This window comes from Candidatus Beckwithbacteria bacterium (genome assembly GCA_012797845.1).
In the GTDB taxonomy this organism is placed as follows: domain Bacteria; phylum Patescibacteriota; class Microgenomatia; order UBA1400; family UBA1449; genus JAAZOH01.
Map to the genome: position 1 here is coordinate 85,345 of JAAZOH010000040.1, position 21,724 is coordinate 107,068.

Sequence of the window (21,724 nt, forward strand, 5' to 3'; positions counted from 1 at the left end):
GTATTAATTCCTCTACCTGTGATTTTTCTTAAACCAGTTACTTATAATATTGTTTGTCCTAAACCCATCCCACCAATGCTTGAAAAAGTTTTTATAGTGGTCAAAGTGATGTCCAAATGTTGGCTTAGGAGTTGGCGTTGGTGTGTGATGGTGATCAGGGTTACCACAACTAAAATTGATGTCAAAATCAAACTTGATACTGCTTTGCTGATACTCATTACCCACTGATGAATCAATAGACACGATCCAGTCATAATCTCTTGACTGGCCGTTGCTAAGTGTGCCTAAGTTAATTCTCTCAGTTGCCAGCAGATCGGCTAAAGTTTTATCGCTACCAGCCCACCCACTAACTAGAAAATTTCCAAAATAATCAGTGCCATTAGCTCTGATAACGGTAAATAAAACTTCGTCCAAACTTTTAGGCTCAGTTGCATCTTTTGGCCGGACTAGAAGCGTCAGCTGGCAATCTTTACCAGTAGTGTTTTTGACTGAAATAGTTTTTTGATACGTATCACCTGGTTTAACATCTAGTTCCTGAAACAAGGTTTTTTTATCAATAGTCGTCATACTACAACGGCTCTTATCGCATTTGACAGTGCAATCGCTATGAGCAGACACAGGCTGTATAAAAATTCCTAAACAAAATAGTGAAAACAGAATTGCTATAAAATATTTAGTCATAGTTTATTTTTCCTGCCAAGGAAATGTAATAGTACTTGTCCCAATTGATGTATCACCATCTTTATATAGTAAATCAATGCTTACAGTTCCGATACCCGTGTGGGCTACACAAGTCAAAAGCTCATCAGAACACGTTCCTAAAAAGATCGGATCCAAAATGAGTTGGTTTTGATTGAGTGGCTTATAGGCTTTTCCTTTAATTGTTTCTTCTACTGGTTCATTGCTATACAGATGGTGATAGGAAATTGCATAGTCAAGTTCATCAAATCCCCAAGCATTACTAAAGCCAATTAGTAAATAGCTATCCTCTTGGTCTACGGAAACTGAGATATGGCTATGAGGGTTGGTCCCGGGATTAGGTGTTGCTAATTCTATCCAATCTGAAGGACTATCGGTATCAAAACCTAATGGACTTCTAGCTATTGAATGGCCTTCGGCCACTGCTAAAGTCCAATCAGGATACAAATGCGGAAAATTATTTGAACATGTTCCGCCATCACAAGAACCTTGTTCCCAGGCTACAAAATCAACAATTTGATCATCACTGTTTCTAAGTGTTAGCTGGTCACCGTCATTATTAAGCCAAGCTGCAGCACCAGCAAGTTGCACTATCACTGCCCCATTATCGCTAAAGCAATGAATCCAGGTCCCATTATCATGAGATAAAAGTGCAAAACCATAGGCTGGTATCTCAGGATTACCAGTGATTGTGACCGAACCGGCGTTATCGCTTAAGCTCCAATTTTTAATATTGACTGCAAAATTATTGGGATTATATAGCTCAATCCACTCACTACTGGCTTCATCGCAGTGAGTAGTATTGGCTACATCATAGTACACCTCATTGATTACGATTTTAGTAAACTCAGGTCCTGCTGGTATTTTGTGATTACCAAAATCAATATCTTCATAAAGATCTGGACCTGGGAATACGTAGTATTTACTACTTGGCATAGTTTGCTGCCAACCGGTTTGGTTTTCTTCAGCCACTACGATTTCGCCATCAACATTGCTCAAGTCTAGTTCATACAGACCATCGGTATCAGTAATATCAGAACTTACTACTTTAAAGATAGTGACATTTAAATTACCTGTGTTGTTTGTATACAGAATGTCATATATTTTGAAGTTGACCGAAGCCCCAGTTCCAACCAAACTAGTCCAGTATTCGTGATCACTAGCATAAGGCCCCCAATCAGGAGATGCGCCATCAATTTGTAAATCAAGCAATTCGTATCCATAAGATTCCAAACCATTAACTGTATCTGTCCAGTTGGTATCTGGGTTGCGGACTGAGTATTTGGCATCTGCCGTCAAATCGGTATCAGCTTGGTAAGTCCCGGTAACCCTCACTAGATATGTAGCTCCATTTTCCAAAACTTCAGAATCTATGCCTGTATTATCATCGGCTGGAACACTAAGTTCCTCAACTTCCTGAGCCGCAAAAATGTTCCAACCTTCCAAACCTGGTTCAGCTTCATCTTTATCACCATTGCCATCCAAATCATTAAATTTCATGCCAGTTACTTTAGCCCATGACCCGGTTGAAACACTATTTGCTAAGATTTCTTCATCCCAAAAAGCCTGCCCATAGCTATGCTGCTGCATCCAGGCTTTCGCAACGTATGAAAAATTACAGCTTAAATTTCCTAGATTCGGATTCGGATCATCAGGTAAAGAGACCTGATATTCAAACCAATGTTGAGCTAAACCATAATCCGGATTTGGGTAGTAATCAGCAGTAGGAAAAGATAAATCACCATCTAAACCATTTGTATTAATACTAAAGTCAACCAAAGAACCAGAGTATTTGTTTGTAATTTGTAAAATCCCATGCAAATCATAGTATTTTAGAAGAACTTCCAAATGCAGGTTTTGGCAAAGCGTTTCGTCACCACTATCAAACTGGTATTTTTGACTGTAAATAAACGGTAAAGCTCCAATTTGATTAATTAAAGCGCTGCGGGAAGATTCCTTATCAGGCATAAGCAGAGCTGGTTCAAAACCAGTTTGGACTGAATTAAAACCTAAATCTAAATTAGTAGTTCTAAAAAAATTATCTGAAGATTTTTCTTGATCACTAAATAGCGCTCCAGAAACCGGTAGGAGATACAGATTCAACAAAATGCTTATCAAACACGCTCTAGTTAAGAAGCTCAAAAGTCTCATCTACGTCTTTAACCTAACTTTTTAATTATTACTAGATTAATTTTCGTCAAAAACAACTAATTCAGCAGGAAACCCTAGGGTTGTCGAAATACCGCCTACTGCAATTCTAAATCTATTAACTAAATTACTATCTTCAAAAAAACCTAAATAACCTAAGGCTTCCATTGCTGCACTTACTGCTGGTCTAAATTTCTTATCTAGGTTAGCTAGACCATCTAATCCTTCACTACAATTAAACTTATTTATTTGTCTCTTACTCGCTCTAGACTCATGAGCTAAATTACAGAGAATCCAGGCTGATAATAATTGACGTGCTTTTTGTCTTTGGATTTCTTCCATAGCTCCTACAGGGATTTCATCAAGCCCTGCAGCTGAAGCTGCTGATTCCTGTACATCAAACGACCTTGCCAAAGGTAATCCCACTGTCCCTTCTCTTCCACCTGCTTCCATAGCAGCTTCTTCAACATGCGATGGAACTAACTCAGTTCTTTCTCTCATATAATTCCTTTCTTTATTTCTTTTTAACTTTAAATAATTTTCTTCACTATTTTCATTTTTTTTCTTCAGCTTTTTGCCTTTTCTTTTCTTTATGTTTTAAAGCCATCTGGCCAAGTTCGGTTTTAATATTGACCAACTCGGCGTAAACAATGATAGTTATTGGCACTACAATTAGAACAATAAAACCCATTTGGGTTTGGGCAAAAGCAATCGGATAGCCAAGATAAGGAAGGTAGACAGTAGCTTTACCTACTACCCGATCAGATCTGACCAACTCTAAATCAGGTGTATTATTAGCATCCCCTTTGGTGCGGTAACTAGTTAACCCTAAATCTTTATCTTGACTGATATCTACAATCCGATGAGTCACTGTTTCTTTAGGATTGATTTCTCCCCGAAACGTAATTACGTCATTAACTTGGTAATTTTTTTGCGGTGCAACAATTACTAAACTTCCCATGGGAATAGCTGGCTCCATCGAACCTGATTGCACCATAAAAAGTTTATAGTCGATTGGAGTATTGAGCCGGGTCAGCATTAAACTTCCAGCTATAAGCACTATCAACAAAATCACCAAGGTATAAAAAATAGTTTGAATGATTTTAAAAATCTTCATATTTTCTTAGCTCGTTTTTAAAAGCAAAAATTGGCTTCTCAAAAACCAACTAAAATATTTCTCTAGCTAAGGAGAGAGGGGCAAATACCCCTCCCTCCCCGCTAACGAAAAAACAAATTAATCTATTGCTCATGCTCTGGACATACATAGTCCATATTGTTCCGTGATTGAATGGCGGTAAACTTGAGATCGGCAGTCAAAGTATCTGTTTGAGCTGCGTTATTTACCTCTACTCCATTACAAGTAAACCCAGTTCCTCTGACTAAAGGACCAGTTGTATCTTCAGGTAAAGGAGTCAGTGTCATTTCACCAAAGCACCAACCCTTACCAATATAATAGGTTTGCAAGCCTTTTAGAGGCAATACGGTGTCACCTTGATCCAATCTGGTTCTATCAAAAAAGTTAAGATACTTATCAGCTAAGGTTAATTGAATTGTATTATCAGTACCTAAAAGATTTGCAATAGTTTCAGGCCCAAGATAGTACTTAGAGGCTTCTTCATTTTCTTCCAAAACATTGTCACCATCATCAGCCCACCAAACAAATTCAATACCTTGAGCTAGCTCACCATCCATAAGTTCAGCTGATTCTGTTGCGCAACTTGGATCATCATCTAATTCTGGTTCACTACAGCCATTATCAGCATTGCTGGTTAAAGTTAATTCGGCACAAGCCCAAGCATCGTTATTATCAACAGTTAAATCAATGGTATCCTCACCAATATCGCCTGGCTTTATATCCGTAAAATCAAAAAACTTATTTACTGTAGTTAAGTCAGCACTAATCCATGACGTATTTGGGCTTGCAACTAACGCACCAGTAATTTGATCTGAAACATAGCTATCATTACTTACTTTCAAATCAATTGATCCAGCAGTAAAAACATTATTAGTTGAGGTTTCGGTATCAGAAAAATATGCTTGAGTAGCATAGACGCCAATTGCCCCAACTGTAGCAATAGTTAAAACACTTAGTAAAATTTTATTCATATTTTTTCACCTCCTTAAAGTGAAATTTATTATTTTTCTAACAAAGCAAAAGTAATGCGTCAACCGCTTACCTATCTGACTCTAAACAGGTATTAACTTGTACAGCATCTACTGCATCCAAATCATAGCCATCAGCATCACTTTGGCTAAAATCAGCCGGATTACTAGTATCAACAATCCGGACAAATTTGACCCAATCAAAACCTGATCCAGAGATATCAACATAAGATACTCCAGAACTACTATCATGATTGCTAATCGTGCCAATATAGACGAAACTATTCCCATCCTGACTTACAAAAATATCAGCTGTTTCATTGGGGTAACTAGATCGGCCATTGGTCACCTCATGGAAAGAAATGTCTCCGGCACTTACATTCGCAGTATCGTCAACAATCGGATTAGCAAAAGACACAGTAATTTGGCCGCCAAAACCAAGGCTGACAAAATTGCCATCCAGTGCTCCCTCAACTGAAGCTGGATTGCTTCTATTAGCTAAAACCGGTGTTCCATTTTTACGTAAACCCTGCACTAGGGTAAAAGCCTGATCAGCATAAACCGAATCTTCAATACAAGTCGGACAAACAAAGCTGTCATTATGCCTGGCTTGGAAAATATTAAAAACCACGTCTGCCATAACTCTGTCTGTCTGAGCTAAATTAAGATCAGCTGTGCCATCACAAATCACCCCTGGGTTAACTGTGGGATCTTGGCCAACTGCTACTGGTGCTTTTGTTAGTGTCCCAAAGCACCAGGCTTTACCGATAAAATAATCTTGATTACCAGCTTGCAATGGTCCGCTACCATCCCAAAGATTGTGACTTGCATCAGCTAAAGTCCATTTGCCATTGTTTATCAAAGTATAAGCCGATCCTTCAAACAATATTTTATCTAGTTCGTTATTTTCCAAAACATTGTCACCATCATCAGCCCAGAAAATCATATTGAGATTTTGAGCCAGTTCTCCATCCCAAAGATCCTCTGTATCCTCGCTGTCTCCAGCCGTCAGTTCTGGTTCATTTGCTGTGTTTTCATCATTTTGAGTTAGTGTGATATCCATACACGCCCAAGCTGGATTGTCTGCTACATGCAAGCTAATAGTATCCTCACCTAAATCCCCTGGTTTAAGATCATGAAAATCAAAAAAGAGTTGGTTGGTAAGATTAGTTAGTTCCCAAGTAGTGCTCTCCATAAGTTCTAATCCACCATCTACTGAAAAACCATTGTAGTAACTATGATTATCAACTTTTAAGTCAATTGTCCCAGCTGTCAGTGAGTTGCCAGTTGAAGTTTCAGTGTCTGAAAAATAAGCAGATGTAGCTACTACTCCAACGATTGCTACAAAACTTAGCGTTAACAGGCTTAAAAAAATTTTTTTCATGTTCTCTTCACCACCTTTCTTTTATCTTATAGTTTATTAAAACTATCCTTTAATATTTGAAATCTTAAGCAACAAAAAACCAGCACGTGTGCTGGCTTATGATGTAAGACCTTTGTGGCCAAGATTGTATCTGGTAGTGTAGCTATTTTGCATGCTTTAGCAGTATTTTTTTGTACTGCATAAAAAGATTTCCACAGCTTTTAGCAATTTTAAAGTAACGATTTTCTATACACTTGTCAATATGCATTTTGAAAATTATAGCTAACTCAATTATAGTTATAGGTTGCGAATAAGAATTATAGGGAAGATTGTGGTTTAGCTACCACCACTAAGCGCTTTTGGTCCCAGAAACCAGTACAGGTATATAACGTCAATCGTTGATCTTTACTTTGATCCAGCACTTCAGCTTGATTAGAAGAAACTACTCTAATACTTTGAATAGTAAAATTTTGTACTGACTTATCGGAAAATTGGATAGTTATAGTCTGACCAACTTTAGCTTTATTAAGATTGCCAAGCAGACTATTCCAGTTGTGACCATACAAAACACTATTACCCATTTGTCCAGGTAGTGGTGTATCCAAAAGGTAGACAATTCCTTGGCTAGGCGCACTCCAATGGCTATCAGCAAAGCTCATTGCTTGTACAGCAACATCTATATCCAAAGCTGAGATTTGCAGTCTAACGGGAAGTTTGGAGGTATTTTGAGTAGTAGTTGTATTTTGAACTAGCTGAGTATTAGTAAAACTTAGTTTGGCCGGCACATACTTTTGCCACAGCAAATAGCCCGCTGTCATTAGAAAACAAAAGCCAATGATTAAAAAAACTTGAGAAGGTTTTACAAAACTGCTCACAAGCTAAACCTTAACGGACTGATTTTTTATGCAAGACCCAGCTGCCAGCAAAACTTAATCCCGCTAAACCTAAGAGCATAGCAATTTCATCAGTTGTTCCAGTATCAGCTAAGCCTAAAATAGCTCCACCAATACCGGTTGAATTGTCGTACCAGGAGCTGCTGGTTCCTAAAATTGAACCGCCACCAATACCGCTATCGCAAATTAGCGTATCAATGTAAACAGCTTGATTAGGGAAATTGTCTTCTGCTTCAGCTTCGATTGAGCCTTCACCACTATGGCTATAAGAAACACTGGCTCGACCGTCTTTATTGGTATGGGCAATTTGCCGCATACCACGGTAAATAAAGGTAACCTTAACTCCTTCAACTTTATTGCCGTTTTCTCTGGCATCATAAGTCACTTCAATAGCACTATCTTCACAAGTCGGCCCGTTTTTACCCATACTAGAGTGTTTACCACCATCTGGATTAGGCGTACTAGTTGGGGTTGGTTTGGGACCACTGCCACAATCATAGTACTGGTTTTGGGCCAGATATGGAGCTTGGGATAATCCCCAAACTTCCCCATTGGGCACATAATACCAACCTTGTTTTCTAAAAGCGTTAATATCATCTTGAGAAAGATCACCAATTTGCCACCAATTAGTTTGAGTGCCATTGCCACCTTCTGGACAAAAGCATTGAATCAGTAGATCCGAACTAACTTGATAGACCTGATCAGAACCATGGTTATCAGTAATAACTCCCACAATGCCGTGCAAACCATCACTATAATTTGCAATAATTTCTCCTCTAGGACTAGCACATGATGGAAAATCTGGAGCAGAAACTGCTAAGGCTTTTTGAGCAAAAAAGGTAAATAGAAGAATAAAAAAACTGCCCAAAGTAATAATTTTTTTCAACATAGCTATCAGGGCAGCTATTTAAAAACTTATAAGATAAATAGGATTATATCACAATTACGAATAATTTCCGAAGTAAAAGTAAAAATAGATTTTAAGTAGAGTATTTTTAGAAGTTATACTCTTTTTTAAAAAGACTGCTAATAAATTCTGTAATGCTTTTTTTGAGACGAAACAACCAATCTTCGCGATGTTTTCGCAGGATTATGGTCATGGGCTGGCTGCGGTAAGCTAAATTAACCGTTTGACTATCATAACCATCAGCAGAAATAGTCAGCGTAGGATTGCTCTCTAAAAACGGCAGGATAAATTGACCGTCACGACCAGTTACTATATGAAAGTACGGGCTGGTCACAGCTACACTATCTAACTTATCACCTGTTATATCTTTAACTACACCACTGGCGACTTGCGGCTGAAAGTATTTTGTCAAAACAGTAACTGCAGACCTAGGTCTACCATCTTCATACCAAAGTTGGGTTGAACTGCCAGTATTGGCCCAGTAATTTACACCAATAAGTTCTGGAGTTTCAGCTAAAGCTAACATGGCAGTATCCAGCCATTCCGCCTGTTCCTGCTCAGACATATCACCATGCAAATCAGGAATAGGAGCACCAAATTCTCCTAAAACGATTTTTCCACCCGTAGCTTGGGCATACCTGCGAATATCATCAGCTAAACGCTTCGGGCTTTCCACATAGTGGTCAATCACCACAACTCCATCTAAGGCTTTAGTAGTTTCAGGATCCATAATCAGCATGGCCACATCTCCATTCATGGAAAAGTAGTTGGTCTTAACATCTTTACCGATACTCTCAAAAGCTGTCTGGCTAATCTTATATTCATTAATAAGAAAATTGCGGAAGCCTTCAACATCTCCGGTTTTTCTGGGATCACCCGGTCCACCATTCTCACATTCTGGACAAGAGCTAAAAATATCACCATCTTTAAACAGCCCTGGGTTGTCTTCAATAAATTGCTTGGTTTTAGCTAAGTGTTCTTCCCGGCTAATGCTAGGGTATTCAAACCAGCCCTCCCAACCGGCCCAATTACCCCGAAACCAAACGTTCAATTGGTACTTTCGCGCAGCTGTCACCCAACGTTTTAAAATAGGTAAAAATTCCACATCATAGGGGGTAGCAATAGCTACATGAGTAGCTCCGGTTTTGGCAATATTGCTGATCTGGACATCAATAACCATATCAAAATCCCGATCACCTAATTTTTCCCGAGCTTTATCACGGGAGTATTTCATGGTATCAACCGACTGCACCTGCCACCAGGGAACTTCATTATCAGCGTAAACTGGTTGGGGAAACAGTAAAAATAGACAGATGATTAAGCTAATTAGAATCTTTTTCATAGCTTTACAATTGATTGGCCTCCGGATTACCCAACAGGCGGGGCACATATTCAGGCTTGAGTTCGTAAATATCGGCAAATGGATACTTAGCCATCAGCTTATATTTTTTAAAACCACTGGTCTTACTGACTAGCTTATAGGTTAAATCATTATCATCATAGGTGCGCAAAATAATCCAACGAACCCAACGATCCGGATAAGCTGTAGCATCCAGCCAGTAATCACCCGTCCCTTCATGGATAAAGCGCCGCATCGGTAAACCAGAAGAAAAGATGATAGCATCATGAGAAGCAGCCGAAATCAGAATCAAACCTGGATTATCATAAGTTCTGGATTTGAGCCAACCAGATACCTCGCTGACATTTTTCTGAGAAGAACCAACCCTGGCATCATCTATAGTCACTGCATCATGATTGACTATAGCAAAGAAACTAACCATAAGTAGTAAGCCAATATAAACCCATTTCAGCTGTTTAGCCCGGTCAACTAAATAGCCAAGATAAATTGCAATAGAAGGCATCAGCATGACTCCATACCGGACATTAAACCAGGTATTGCCGGAAATACCTTGGATAAAAAGAACTGAGTGGCCAAAAAATAAAGCAATGATATTGAAAAAAAGTGGAGCCAGTAAAGCAATACTTGCAATCTTGACTTCGCTTTTAAGCTTTTTATCAAACCAAAACCATATTGCTCCCACAAAACCTAACAGCGCCGGAATAGTGTATGAATTGTAAAAAAGGGCATAGAGATACACTTTTACAGATAAAAGTAGATTATGTTGGGTGGGTAAATTCCCGGCTGCTTCCAGCTGCTTTTGCTGAGCTCGGGCTGAGAAAGGCCCAAAAGCAAAGTAAAGGGCGTCTTTAAAAATCAATTGGTTCCAGAGTAGCCATAAAAAAATCCCAAAAGCAGCCAGAGTACAAAACATAATCACGATACCTTCTGTGGTTTTATAGCCTTTTTTCCGGTATACCTGAAAGGCAATTAAAATGGTCGAAACAAACAGTAAAAACCAGCCGTCGTAACGAATTAACGTTGATAGCATTATCCAAAATGAGGCTTTTATCAGTTCCAGCAATCGATTAGTTTGGAACCAACGTAGCAGATAGTAGGCACCACCTGTCATGGTTCCTAAAAGCAGAAGCTCGGTCATAGCAGTTGACTGCAAATATAAAACATTTAAATTAGCCGCCCAAATAAAAACTGCCACCAACCTACCCAATAAACCAACTTTTATTTTTTGCAAAAACAGATAGATGATAATTCCGGTGGCCACATAGGCAATCATAGATTGCAAAGCTCCAGCTAACCCTGAGTGCCACATAAAATCACTCCAGACGGTGGGCACCATCAGCAAATGTGGCAACGGTAACCAAACCGAACCCAGTTGAGCTAATCCTGGTTTAAGACCTTCAACTACCCTTCGCCCAATATCCAGATGAGACCGAGCGTCATTGTAAGCAATACCAAGACCGTTATAGTAGTATGTCCAAAAAGTAACTATAGCTGTAATCGTTAAAGCTAAGGCTATAACCACTAAAGCATACTTATTCACTATCAGTTCGGCTTTTTTAAGCCAGGATTTTGGTAATGAAAAGCTAATGGTTTCTGGTATAAGCTTATTTTTTTTCATGGTATGCCTGCCAATATAGTAACCCTGCTAAACCACCACTAATCCAAACTAAACATGTTGCAATAAGTAAATAGTACTGAGTTGCACTAAGATAAGTATGGCCCCAAGTTTGATATACAAAAGATTTTGATTGGTTACTTTGCAAAAATTCCCAACTACGTAAAAAGTTGTAGTGTTCAACTCGGCCCGAAAGTTTTTCTAAAGCGAGCACTTCAACCTTGGGAGGAATAGCACTGCTGGTGATAGCTCCCAATGTATTGATATAAATTGAGTATGCCATTACTGGCAAAAAGATGATTAAAAACCAAGGTTTATGTTTAAAATAATCAACTAGATAAGCAATGCCAATAGCTAAAATGGCATAGCCTGGCACCAGATAACGCGAACCAAAAGCCCAACCACCCCAGGGATCACCCCAAAGTGAATACAGAGTTAGATTAACCCCAACTATAGCAATCAATACAGCTGCTATATATGGTTTTTTCAAAAAAAGCAGCCAAAGCCCCAAAGCCCCAAAAAACATAATAGGGGTAAACCATAAGATACTGCGATCAGAACCAATAAGGTGGGTATAGAGTCCATTTACTAAATTTCTGGTTTTGAAAAAACCAACTGCTGATTTTTTTTGCAGTTCGGGATTAAGGTACGTTTGCATATCTAAAGTCCCAATTTCAGTTGGCGTGGTTGGCTTCCCTTGCTCATCAATAGCATTAACACTGGAAACCGTCCCGGAAAACTGGAAGGGATTGCCATAGGATTGCTGATTGAACCACATAAAAAAATATAGTGGCAATACAACAGTAGCAATAGATAAAATACCGGGTAACCATAGAGAAATTTTGACTTTAGCTCTCCCTGGACTAATTATTAACAATCTTCCAGCTGCAAATAGAGCAATCGGAAACATCAAGAATAAATTTGGGTAATCAATAGGAATGGCGGCGGCGGCCAAAAACCAAATCAAGCCTAGCGACCACCAGGTTTTAAATTTGATGAGCAAATAGAGACTGGCTAATATTAGAAACGTTGAAATATGGTGTTGGAAAAACGAAACTCCATACACAAAGGCTGGAGTAGCAAAGAGGAAAATCAAACCTCCCAATAAAGCAGCCAGCTTTGGCACACCTAAAAGTCGGGCAATAGCTTGGATTAAAATCAGGTTTAAAAGTGCAAAAAGCGCCACAATCGCATAGGTACCAATTTGAGCAGCTCCAAACAACTTTCCTACCATATAACCAGGAGCTGTCATAAAAGAAACCCCGGGAGCAAACATGGAAACGTAGTGTCCATTTTTATAGCCTAAATCAGGCGTAGCAAACCGGGCCACCGGCAGGGAAAAATAAAATGATTTGTCTTCAACCAGCGAGTAAAGCAAGGCAAAGCGACCTCGCTCTGGTGAAAGCTCCAATGGTCCTTTATCTGTCCAGTAAGCACTGGTCAACTCCTGAGCGACTGGATTACCAAGCCTGCCTCGCAAGGCTAAAACAATAGTTAAACATGCTAGGGCTAAAACGAAAATGGTAATAAAATCAATTTTTTTAAACATAAGTAAAGTATAGCAAGTGAATAAGGTCACCGGTGGGTAAAGTAATATTCGGGCAAATCTGGCACAAGTCCTTTTGGAAATAACCCAAAAATTTGAGTTTTATAGCCTTTGATCATGGTTTTCTTTTGATCTCCACATTTAGAAAATCTGGTTTTGATCAATTGATTTGTTTTAATAAATTCTGTGTCCAAATCTTCCTTTAACCCATAAGGAAAATCCAACCAGTAGACTACGTTTCTTGCCAACTTACTACAAACTTTTCTGATAATAATGTGGTCAACATGCTTACCAACTCCCAGTGGAGCAAAGACTACAGCTTTTTTTGGTATTTGTCTTGCTAGCTGGTCACTAATTTGATTAATCAAAGTATTTTCTTCTTTGGCTACTTGACCCAATAACACATGCCATCGATACGTAGGGTAGACGTGTAAAAATTCCGGTAACAGTTTGCCCAAAAATTGTAAAAATTGTTTATTGCTTTGTTTTTTACGGAAAGAGGCATCAGTATATGGTAAATGTTCAACTTTGACATTGTGGAGCTTAAACACTTCCCTATCCTCTACTCTTCTATCTGCAAAAAGTTTTTGTAAATCTTGGTAACCGTTGACTTTTAAATGCTGTCTCCCTGACAACGTATATGGCCCTTCTGAGCCTTTGGTAAAAACAGTTATGACAGTCACTTTGGTTTTTGAGCTTAGGTATGCAATCAAATCCCCAGCCGACAAAGCCGCATCATCCAAGTGGGGCGAGATAAAAAAGCAGGGAATTTTTTCTTTGACAATGGTTGCTAGTAATGTTTTAAACATAATTTTTATTTACTAGAACATCTTTAATTATTTGTTTGTATTTTTCTACTACTAAATCCCAACTAAATATTTTTACTCCTTCTTCGCAAGCATGGGAAATAGCGGTTCTCAGTTTTTCATCTTGGCCCATTGTTTTAATAGCTTGAGATAATGCTTCTTTATCAAAGTCTTTTACGAGATAGCAGCAATCTTTAGGAATCCAACTAAGGCCATCAATAGTAAAACCAACTATGGGTAACCGATAGGCTAAAGCTTCCAAAGCTACTACTGAAAAAGTTTCAAACCTAGAAGGAATCACAATAAAAGAAGCTTGGCGGAGCAATTTCCTTTTTTCTTTGCCAACAACTTTACCGAGCAATATAACTCTATCTTGCAATTCTAGTTTGTGTATCATTTTTCTCAACCGATTTTCTTCAGTTTTAGTTCCACTCCCAGCAATAATCAAGTTCTGCTTAACTTGATCCTCAGTTTGTTTATACGATTCAAGTAAGATATCTAATCCCTTTTGGTCAATTTCCAATCTTCCTAAAAACAGAATAAAATTTTTATGAGTTTTGGTGGTTGGCAAAGCATACACATCAACTCCATTGCTGACTACATACATTTGAGCTTTAGGATTGACGGCTGAAATTCTGTTTTTAATCTTTTGAGTTAAAACAATAAAATGCTGATAACTACGAAGTCCAAGGTTTTCAAAAAAAATAAACGGTAGCTTGTACTTGCGCTGCATATCTTCCCCTGCCAGCATGTGCACTAAACCTATCACCGGTTTTTTAGTAAACAGTGGTAAACAGGTAGTAGAAAATGGTGGGGTAAAGCTTTCAATCCATAAATCATATTGTTCACTGATGGCTTTGTAGATTAAAGCAATTTGAAATGCCAACTGACTCAGTTTTGGTCCCAACCAAGTTATTCCAATATGGCAATACTGTATTCTATTGATTTTTTTATCATGACAACCCGGATATTTGCCTGTAAAAATAGTAACGTTATAGTTTTTAGTTAACGCCTTAGCTACTTTATGTACTGCTAAAGCTCCACCTCCTGCATAGTAAGGATTTTTTAGACTGTCGTAGCTGGAAAAAACTATACGTGCTTTCATAAGGTATCTTTAGTAGAACTAATGACAGTCCAATTGGCACTAACTTCCTTTTTATCAAAAAATGCCACCAAGTGAACTAAGGGTACTACCCCTATATAAATTAAAGTCCATCCAGGGCTTTGCGTCATACTTTGCCACAGTCCCCTCAATTTATGACTCATTGTAATGGTGTATGATTTGCTGATTAAATCTTTGTCAAAGTTTTTTTCTTGCACATTCTGTGAATGAAGGTAGCGGATATTTTGTTTGAAGTAGTCTCGTAATGTGGCCGGCAAAACAAACTGAGCATAGGCTTCAGGTTTATAGTAATATTTTAAACTGTGCGTTTGGCAATATAGGTATGGATAAACATCATCTGCACTAAAGCTAGGAAAAACTAATTGCTTATAAAGCGGTTTAGCAAAAGCTCTGATAGCGCCTTCGCAAAAATACATTGGCTGATTGGCAATTTTTTTAGTTAAATCCCAAACATGCCATGACATATACGCAATATGTTGAGCAAAAGTTTGTGGTGATATCGGCTTCACATATCCTGAAACTAGTTTAACCTCAGAATCTGTAATCATAGGGGTTAATAATGTTTGCAAAACTTTTTGGTCAGGAAGTTTAATATCAGCATCAAAAATAACTACGATATCCGCACGACTTTTTGCAAAGATTTGATTAATACAAGCTGACTTTCCACTTCTATTTGGATTTTCAAATATTTGGATTTTTTGATTTTTTAAAGACTTAACTTGGCTAACCGTTGTATCACTACTAGCATCAGAAATCACAATAATATTTTTGATTTCAAAATCTCTTTGTACTTGATTAAGAATAGTTAATAACAAGGCTTTAATGTTTTTACCCTCATTGTGAGCTGGAATACCGATGGTAACGGATGGTCTTATAGTTTTGATCATATAGTTAAGATGTGATGTAAAAATTTTAGTGACGAGTTTTGGTTGGCATCAACAACTGCAGTCAGCTCCAAAAATATGGCATAAATAGCTAAGGCTTTAAAAATTTGTTTTTGTTTTGGGGTTTTCAAAATAGTCTGTATAGTTTGGCTTTGCCAAAATAGTTTGAACAAATCCTGATCTTCCCACAGATCGGTCAAAAAATCGATAATCTCAAACAAAGGATGAGTCAAAACTGTTAACTGGAAATCAATAATATAGACTTTATTGCCTGGCGCTACGAGTAAATTATAATCACCAATATCCCGATGCGCTAAAGCCAGTTCATTGTGGGTTAGCAGCAAGGGTGTGCTTGCAAAAAAAATGCTAATAGCCGACCAAAGTTCACTTATTTTTTTTGGGTACTGCAGTAAAGCTTTGACAGCAAAAGCTACAAAAGTGCCAATATTGTAATTCATGCCCCGTTTTTTCAATTTACTAAAAACAGCTTTGTTTTGGACTTGTCCAAGATGGTGCAAATAAGCAAACACGTTTTCATACAAGCTAATTTTTTGCTTGGCTGATAAGTTACTTTTATTAACGGTTACACAGTCAATCTTTTCAAATAGAATTACAATTCGTGTAGGCTTAACAATAAAATGGAGTAATTTGGGAATTAAAATATTTGGATACTTTTTTTGTAAATTAAGTCTTTCTTGCCTGCTTAGCTGGTTAAATAATTGATGGAACAGCAAGTCATTTGCTATCCAGTAACGATCAAGATTTGGAATGTTGCCACTCCACATTTTAGCTATCGCTTGTCTACCTTGATTATTTTCATACCAGGCATAACGATAACTAGTTTGATGATTACAGCTTTGCGCAATAGCTTTAAAACGGTACTTACCCACTGTTTTAGGAAAATGATTTTGTTTACTTGGATTTTTAGACATAGGAGTAACTTATGAGCTCAATAATCTATTAAAAAACTCCATTTTTCTAAGTTGATAGTTTCGCACCGAAAGATGGTTGGCAGATGTTTTGAGGTTTTTATACTCAGCTAAAATTTTAGAATTGCTTTGTAATTTTTCAAAAATTTCCAATTGCATTTTGAGAAAACTTGACTGTGGGTCAATGATGGTAAATTCAAGCTCAACCTGTTTATAATCAATTTTCCATTCAACATAACTAGGTCTGGTTTTAGTGGGCAACCCAAATTTCGCTTCGATAATTGGGACTATATTGTTGAAATTTTTAGGCTCACAAGGCATAAACAAATCTACATCACCAATACCTTCTATACCTAAATTAGTTGAGCCAACAAAGTAAACAGTAGTACCGGGAAATGTACTTTCAGCCCAAGCAATGATTTCACAGGCTACTTTTCGGGCATGGCCGGAAAATGGTTTAATAGCAATTTTTCTTTTTCCAGAATAAGTAAATGAGTATAAGTAATCTTTCGGTGTCTGCCAAAACAAGGTCAGGTGAAATCTTAATGTATCTAGTAGTTTTTTTATCGTCAGTTTCATAGTTTAGGCTTTTATAATCTCAATAAGTTTTTGACTGCTTTTATCCCAACTAAACTGCCCAGCCCATTTCTGAGCTTCTTGCTCCATTCTGGTCCTCAGTTTTTTCTTAGTCAAAAGCTGGGTAATTTTCTGAGCAAAAGCACCGCTATCACCATGAGGAACTAAGTAACCGGTATGGGGATTAGAAACGGAATCCCGCAAGCCAGGGACATTGGCCGCCACTACTGGGGTACCACAAGCATTGGCTTCAATGACCGAGATACCCCACCCCTCCATTGAAGACGGATAAGCAAAAACCCAAGACTCTGTTAGGAGTTTGTATTTAGCTTCTTCACTAACTTTACCTACAAAAGAAACAGTGTCTTGCAAATGAAGTTTTTTAACCAGTTTTTTGAGCTGTTTTTTATGCTCTCCAAAACCGGCAATAGTTAGCTTTGCTTTAGGCTGTTTTTGTTTAATCTCTACCATCGCTTCAATAAGTGTATCTATTGATTTATATGCTTTTAATCGGCCCAAATACAGGATTGATGGGTAGGAAGTTTTTTTGCTATTTTTGGGACTGCAAACTGTCACCCCTGGATTGATAATGGCAATTTGATGTTTTTTGCCCAGACCAATTTTGATCATGTCTTTTTTAGAAGACTCGGACACCGTGATCATTTCCACATTACGATACACCCAAGGCATCAGTTGGCTTTCTAAAAAGGTAGCTAGCATGGCTGAAAAGGGGTTGAGGTTTTTACGAAAAACTTCTTGATGCACATGATGAACTAAGCCAACAATCGGTTCTTTGGCATACAGTGGCGTAAAAAAGGGAATGCCATTTTCACCGTCAATAATCACATCATATTTACCTTTAAACCGAAATAGGTAGTAAAAGAATGCCCAAATGTAGACAGTATAAAAACCACCCCGCCTGACAATATGGACACCGTCAATGGTTTCAAACTTAGGATTGTGGTGATCATTACCACAAAAAACTGTCACTGTGTGGCCTTTTTCCACCAACTGTTTGGCAATTTCATGGACATAAACCTCAGCTCCCCCAGCCCAAATATGCTTGGTATCACGCCAGTTAAAAATCAAAATCTTATAGCTATCAAGCTTCTTTTTTTCTGGAGCAGGAACAGATAAAAACAGCCCTAAAAAATCAGTGATATTTCCCCAAATAGTCGGCAAGGCATCAGCAAAAATATGCAGAAAAGCCATGGCTGACAAATTGGCCAATCCCACAATAGCCATTACCCAAACAATTTGACTCACACTACTATGAAACAAAACAATGCCAAAAATTTGCACCAAGGCAAACATAAAATTGACAGTTGGGAAAAGGTGCTTATTCCTAGCCTGATGGAAGGTGGCAATAATATTGGCCACCGTGAAGTAAAAGATAGCAATGCCGTAAATTGGCAAAAGTCCAACTACCGGAACTATTTTACTACCCAAGAGTAATGGTGTGGTGTATTTACCCAACAGACCAACAAATAGGTAGGCTAATAAACTTACTCCACTGGAAAGATAAAAAAGCTTATAAAAAATTGGTTTACTGGCTTTACTCTCCCCCTCAGCTTTACTCACAATCGGTAAAACAAACTGGCTAAACAGGCTGCCAATCATGTAAATCATTTTGCCCACCAAAGCTACTAGGGCATAGTGACCAGCGTCACTAGGTGAAAGATAATGTTTGGCTAAAATTACGTCAAAGCTCAAAAAAGCTACAGATGAAAATTTCAATAAAACTGAACTTGAGAAAAATTTAACTGGAAATTTGTATAAAGCCGGGCTTTGTTCAATGTGCTTCTCCTTAGTTTTTTTGGCTGCATACCACCCAACTAGAAACGAAACAGCCATAGATAAGGGAATCGCCATATAAACCCAATGCTCAAAACCAAGTTGAACTAATAACACGGTGAAGACTAATTTACTGGTAGCTTCAGCTGCAACCATAAAAGCTAAAGTTTTAAATTGTAAAATTCCAGACAAATAACCACTATCAACTGCTGCTACCGTGCCAATAAACCAAATTGGGGTAAATAGTATAAACGGGATGACACTTGAGGAATTAAAGTAATGACTGAGAAAAGGCGTAGTTAATAACCACAGAGCCGTCAAAGCTAAACCGATATAAACTACCTTGCTACGAATGTGAGCCCAGTAGCTTTTGATAGCCGTTTGATACTTACCAAAATAGTAGGCACTTTTATTGGTAATAGTCCGGGATAAACCGCTTAGAGGAATAGCAGATAAAAACAGGAAGTTGCCCATCAGGCTCACTAAACCAAAACTTTCCAAAGAAATAGTTCTAGATAGATAGGCGTTATAGAGAAAATTCAGCACATTACCCAACATGGAGGCAGCCACTAAAATCCCACCCGATACCGCATCAGTGCTTATTAAAAATCCAAATCTGCGGCCAATAAAACTTTGCCTATCAACTGATTCAACTTGCTGTTCCGCTTGAGCCTCGGCCTGTTCCTGTTGCTGTCCTAAATGCAAACCGTGAATGGTTTTTTCCCAGTAGTACGGTTTGACTATAAACTGCCATAGGGCTTTTACTGCCGCTAGGCTTACCATCAACCAGTACACAGGAATCAAAAAGACAAATTTGACCAGTTGCCACTGTTCTCGCTTGGCACAGCCAATCATGTAATAGTAGATAAATAAGAAATTACCAAAAATCAGTGAAGTCATAGCCATGTAAAAAATTGAGGCCGGATAGAGGGATTCGATAGTCGGACCAACGATGGCGTAGAGCGAAAAGTAAGCAATTGTTGCTAACCATAAAATCGGATTAATGAGCATGAAAGCAATTTTGCCCCCCACTACCAATTGAAAAATAAAAGCATGCCAACTCTGATTTTTGACAAACTGAACCGGGTGACGCATGTGAACAAAGTAAGTTTGGATATAGCCTTTAATCCATCGGGATCGTTGCCTAAACCAATTGCCTACTTTACTATTAGCCTCCTCAAGAGTTGTCGAATCAATCATGGCAGTTTTAAAACCTTCTTTAAAAAGCCTTACGCCCAAGTCACAATCTTCAGTCACATTGAAAGCATCCCAACCCTGCAGCTTTTGCAATTCTTGAGTACGGAAATGGTTGCTGGTACCGCCAAGGGGAATAGTGGTATCTATTGACTGCAAACCGGACAAGGTAATATCAAACCAAAGCGAATATTCGGCTGTAAACAGCCTGGTGAGAATATTTTGCTCAGGATTGTAGTAGTTAAGTTTGGCCTGCAAACACTTGACGTCATCCGAAGCTTTATTAAAAGCAAGATAGGCTTTTTTAAGCTGCAATGGATCAGGTTGGTCTTCTGCATCATAGATAACCAAAAATTCACCAATAGCCTGCTTAAGACCATAATTACAAGCTTTGGGTTTTGTTTTAGGTTGGGAATGAGGGACAACAATAATTCTGACATAATCAGGCAAATTTAGTTTCTCGGCAGCTTCAATCGTAACCCTGTCATCCTCTTCCAAAAGCAACTGGACATCAAGTTTATCCTTGGGCCAATCAAGCTTAGCAATTGATTTCAAAAAGTGTGGCAAAACATGAGCTTCTTTGTATAGCGGACAAAGAATGGTGTAGATGGGTAAAAGCTCTGGTTTTAAAGCTTGAATTTCTGCTTGGCTAACTGAAATTTCTGGCGGGAAATGGAGACTTTTTAAAATTAAATAGAGATTAAATAAAACATCAATAAAATAGATTGAGCTTAAAATCGCAACCACTACTTTTAATGTCTGAATAGGATTTAGGCATATGCCCACAGCCACTGAAGCCAAAATTAGAAATATAGTCAATTTTTGCCAATGCTTCAAGCTTGTAATAGCTGATTGATGTAATTCTAACTGTGTATGAGTAGTAAACCGTCTCCGTTTATAGCCAATTACACCCTCTTTATTTTGATCAATATACAAAGGCTTGACGTGATGAAGACGCTGCCAAATCGACAAGCTTAGTAGTTCAAAACTGGCTGAAAATAACTTTGATTTCCGGTTACCGTGTTGGCGTCCATGATAAGGTACTTCCACAGTTCCAATACTAAAACCTGCCTCAACGCTCCTACGGACAAATTCTAGATCAAAGCTCCAATTCCCTGGCTTAATTTCAATATGATCAATAATTTTCTTTTTAAAAACTTTAATACCGGATTGAATATCAACCTGTAGATTAAATAGTAATGTACCAAAAATAAATTTATACAAAGAAGCTAGTAGCTTTTTACCAACCCGCTGTTTGTTTTGATATTTCCTACTACCTATAACTAAATCATATTGCTTTATGCTTTCAGCTAGTTCTGGAATTATTTCGGGAGGATACGCTAAATCAGCGTCAATAAAACCAATAGTCTGGTATTTGGCAGCCTTAATTCCCACCCAAACAGCTTTACCTTTCCCAGAAGATTCTTTCCTAGTTATTATTTTAAAAGGATATTCCTTATTAAGATTTTTCAAAACTTTTAAACTTTTATCGGTTGAATGATCATTGACAACAATAATTTCGAAATGCCTAAAATTTTTTTGAAGAGTTTCCAACAACCTGGGGATTAAAACAGGAAGACTTTCCTGCTCATTTTTTACTGGAATGATAATACTAATCGAAGCTAGCATAATAATATAGAAACCAGGCTTGAATCATTGTAAGTACTTTAAATTAAGACCTATATAATTCGATAATTAATTATAAATGAATTTTATATAAGTATTATACCTAATATTACAGATATAGCAATATTTTCCTATATTATTAATATAAATGACATTAA

General features: G+C 37.9%; 17 protein-coding genes. All 17 read right to left on the reverse strand.

Features of this window, described 5'->3' with window-relative positions:
- Nucleotides 1–12 precede the first annotated feature (12 nt).
- The 17 genes from GYA49_05525 to GYA49_05605 all read right to left on the reverse strand — a co-directional run bounded on the left by GYA49_05525 (nt 13) and on the right by GYA49_05605 (nt 21,569).
- Nucleotides 13–567: a hypothetical protein gene (locus GYA49_05525; protein NMC36475.1), complete on the reverse strand. Its 555-nt coding sequence runs from the start codon at nt 565–567 to the stop codon at nt 13–15.
- Between the two features lie 117 nt (nt 568–684).
- On the reverse strand, nt 685–2,802 hold the full coding sequence (locus tag GYA49_05530; protein NMC36476.1) for a lamin tail domain-containing protein: 2,118 nt from the start codon (nt 2,800–2,802) through the stop codon (nt 685–687).
- Nucleotides 2,803–2,886: 84 nt separating this feature from the next.
- Nucleotides 2,887–3,348, reverse strand: a complete 462-nt coding sequence (locus GYA49_05535; GenBank protein NMC36477.1) for a hypothetical protein — start codon at nt 3,346–3,348, stop codon at nt 2,887–2,889.
- A gap of 52 nt (nt 3,349–3,400) precedes the next feature.
- Complete coding sequence (locus tag GYA49_05540) at nt 3,401–3,964, reverse strand: signal peptidase I (protein NMC36478.1); 564 nt, start codon at nt 3,962–3,964, stop codon at nt 3,401–3,403.
- A gap of 122 nt (nt 3,965–4,086) precedes the next feature.
- A complete protein-coding gene (locus tag GYA49_05545) occupies nt 4,087–4,953 on the reverse strand; it encodes a hypothetical protein (GenBank protein NMC36479.1) in 867 nt (288 codons plus the stop codon).
- A gap of 67 nt (nt 4,954–5,020) precedes the next feature.
- Nucleotides 5,021–6,334 carry a hypothetical protein gene (locus tag GYA49_05550; GenBank protein NMC36480.1) on the reverse strand — a complete coding sequence of 438 codons (1,314 nt, stop codon included), beginning with the start codon at nt 6,332–6,334 and terminating at the stop codon, nt 5,021–5,023.
- 296 nt (nt 6,335–6,630) lie between these two features.
- Nucleotides 6,631–7,188, reverse strand: a complete 558-nt coding sequence (locus GYA49_05555; GenBank protein NMC36481.1) for a sortase — start codon at nt 7,186–7,188, stop codon at nt 6,631–6,633.
- A gap of 10 nt (nt 7,189–7,198) precedes the next feature.
- Nucleotides 7,199–8,095: a hypothetical protein gene (locus GYA49_05560; protein ID NMC36482.1), complete on the reverse strand. Its 897-nt coding sequence runs from the start codon at nt 8,093–8,095 to the stop codon at nt 7,199–7,201.
- 106 nt (nt 8,096–8,201) lie between these two features.
- A complete protein-coding gene (locus tag GYA49_05565; GenBank protein ID NMC36483.1) occupies nt 8,202–9,455 on the reverse strand; it encodes a carboxypeptidase regulatory-like domain-containing protein in 1,254 nt (417 codons plus the stop codon).
- A 4-nt stretch (nt 9,456–9,459) separates the two neighbouring features.
- Nucleotides 9,460–11,091: a hypothetical protein gene (locus GYA49_05570; protein NMC36484.1), complete on the reverse strand. Its 1,632-nt coding sequence runs from the start codon at nt 11,089–11,091 to the stop codon at nt 9,460–9,462.
- Entirely contained in the window at nt 11,078–12,637 is a 1,560-nt protein-coding gene (locus GYA49_05575) for a hypothetical protein (protein ID NMC36485.1), read from the reverse strand. Before GYA49_05575 ends, GYA49_05570 begins: the two co-directional genes overlap by 14 nt.
- A 26-nt stretch (nt 12,638–12,663) precedes the next feature.
- Nucleotides 12,664–13,443 carry a hypothetical protein gene (locus GYA49_05580; GenBank protein ID NMC36486.1) on the reverse strand — a complete coding sequence of 260 codons (780 nt, stop codon included), beginning with the start codon at nt 13,441–13,443 and terminating at the stop codon, nt 12,664–12,666.
- Nucleotides 13,436–14,545 (reverse strand): glycosyltransferase family 4 protein, encoded by a 1,110-nt coding sequence (locus GYA49_05585; protein NMC36487.1) that lies wholly within the window; start codon nt 14,543–14,545, stop codon nt 13,436–13,438. The genes GYA49_05580 and GYA49_05585 overlap by 8 nt, the downstream gene beginning before the upstream one ends.
- Nucleotides 14,542–15,450, reverse strand: coding sequence for a glycosyltransferase family 2 protein (locus tag GYA49_05590; protein ID NMC36488.1), 909 nt, complete (start codon nt 15,448–15,450; stop codon nt 14,542–14,544). The genes GYA49_05585 and GYA49_05590 overlap by 4 nt, the downstream gene beginning before the upstream one ends.
- A complete protein-coding gene (locus GYA49_05595) occupies nt 15,447–16,379 on the reverse strand; it encodes a phosphotransferase (GenBank protein NMC36489.1) in 933 nt (310 codons plus the stop codon). The genes GYA49_05590 and GYA49_05595 overlap by 4 nt, the downstream gene beginning before the upstream one ends.
- Nucleotides 16,380–16,388: 9 nt before the next feature.
- Nucleotides 16,389–16,955, reverse strand: coding sequence for a hypothetical protein (locus GYA49_05600; protein ID NMC36490.1), 567 nt, complete (start codon nt 16,953–16,955; stop codon nt 16,389–16,391).
- 3 nt (nt 16,956–16,958) lie between these two features.
- On the reverse strand, nt 16,959–21,569 hold the full coding sequence (locus tag GYA49_05605) for a glycosyltransferase (protein NMC36491.1): 4,611 nt from the start codon (nt 21,567–21,569) through the stop codon (nt 16,959–16,961).
- Nucleotides 21,570–21,724 lie beyond the last annotated feature (155 nt).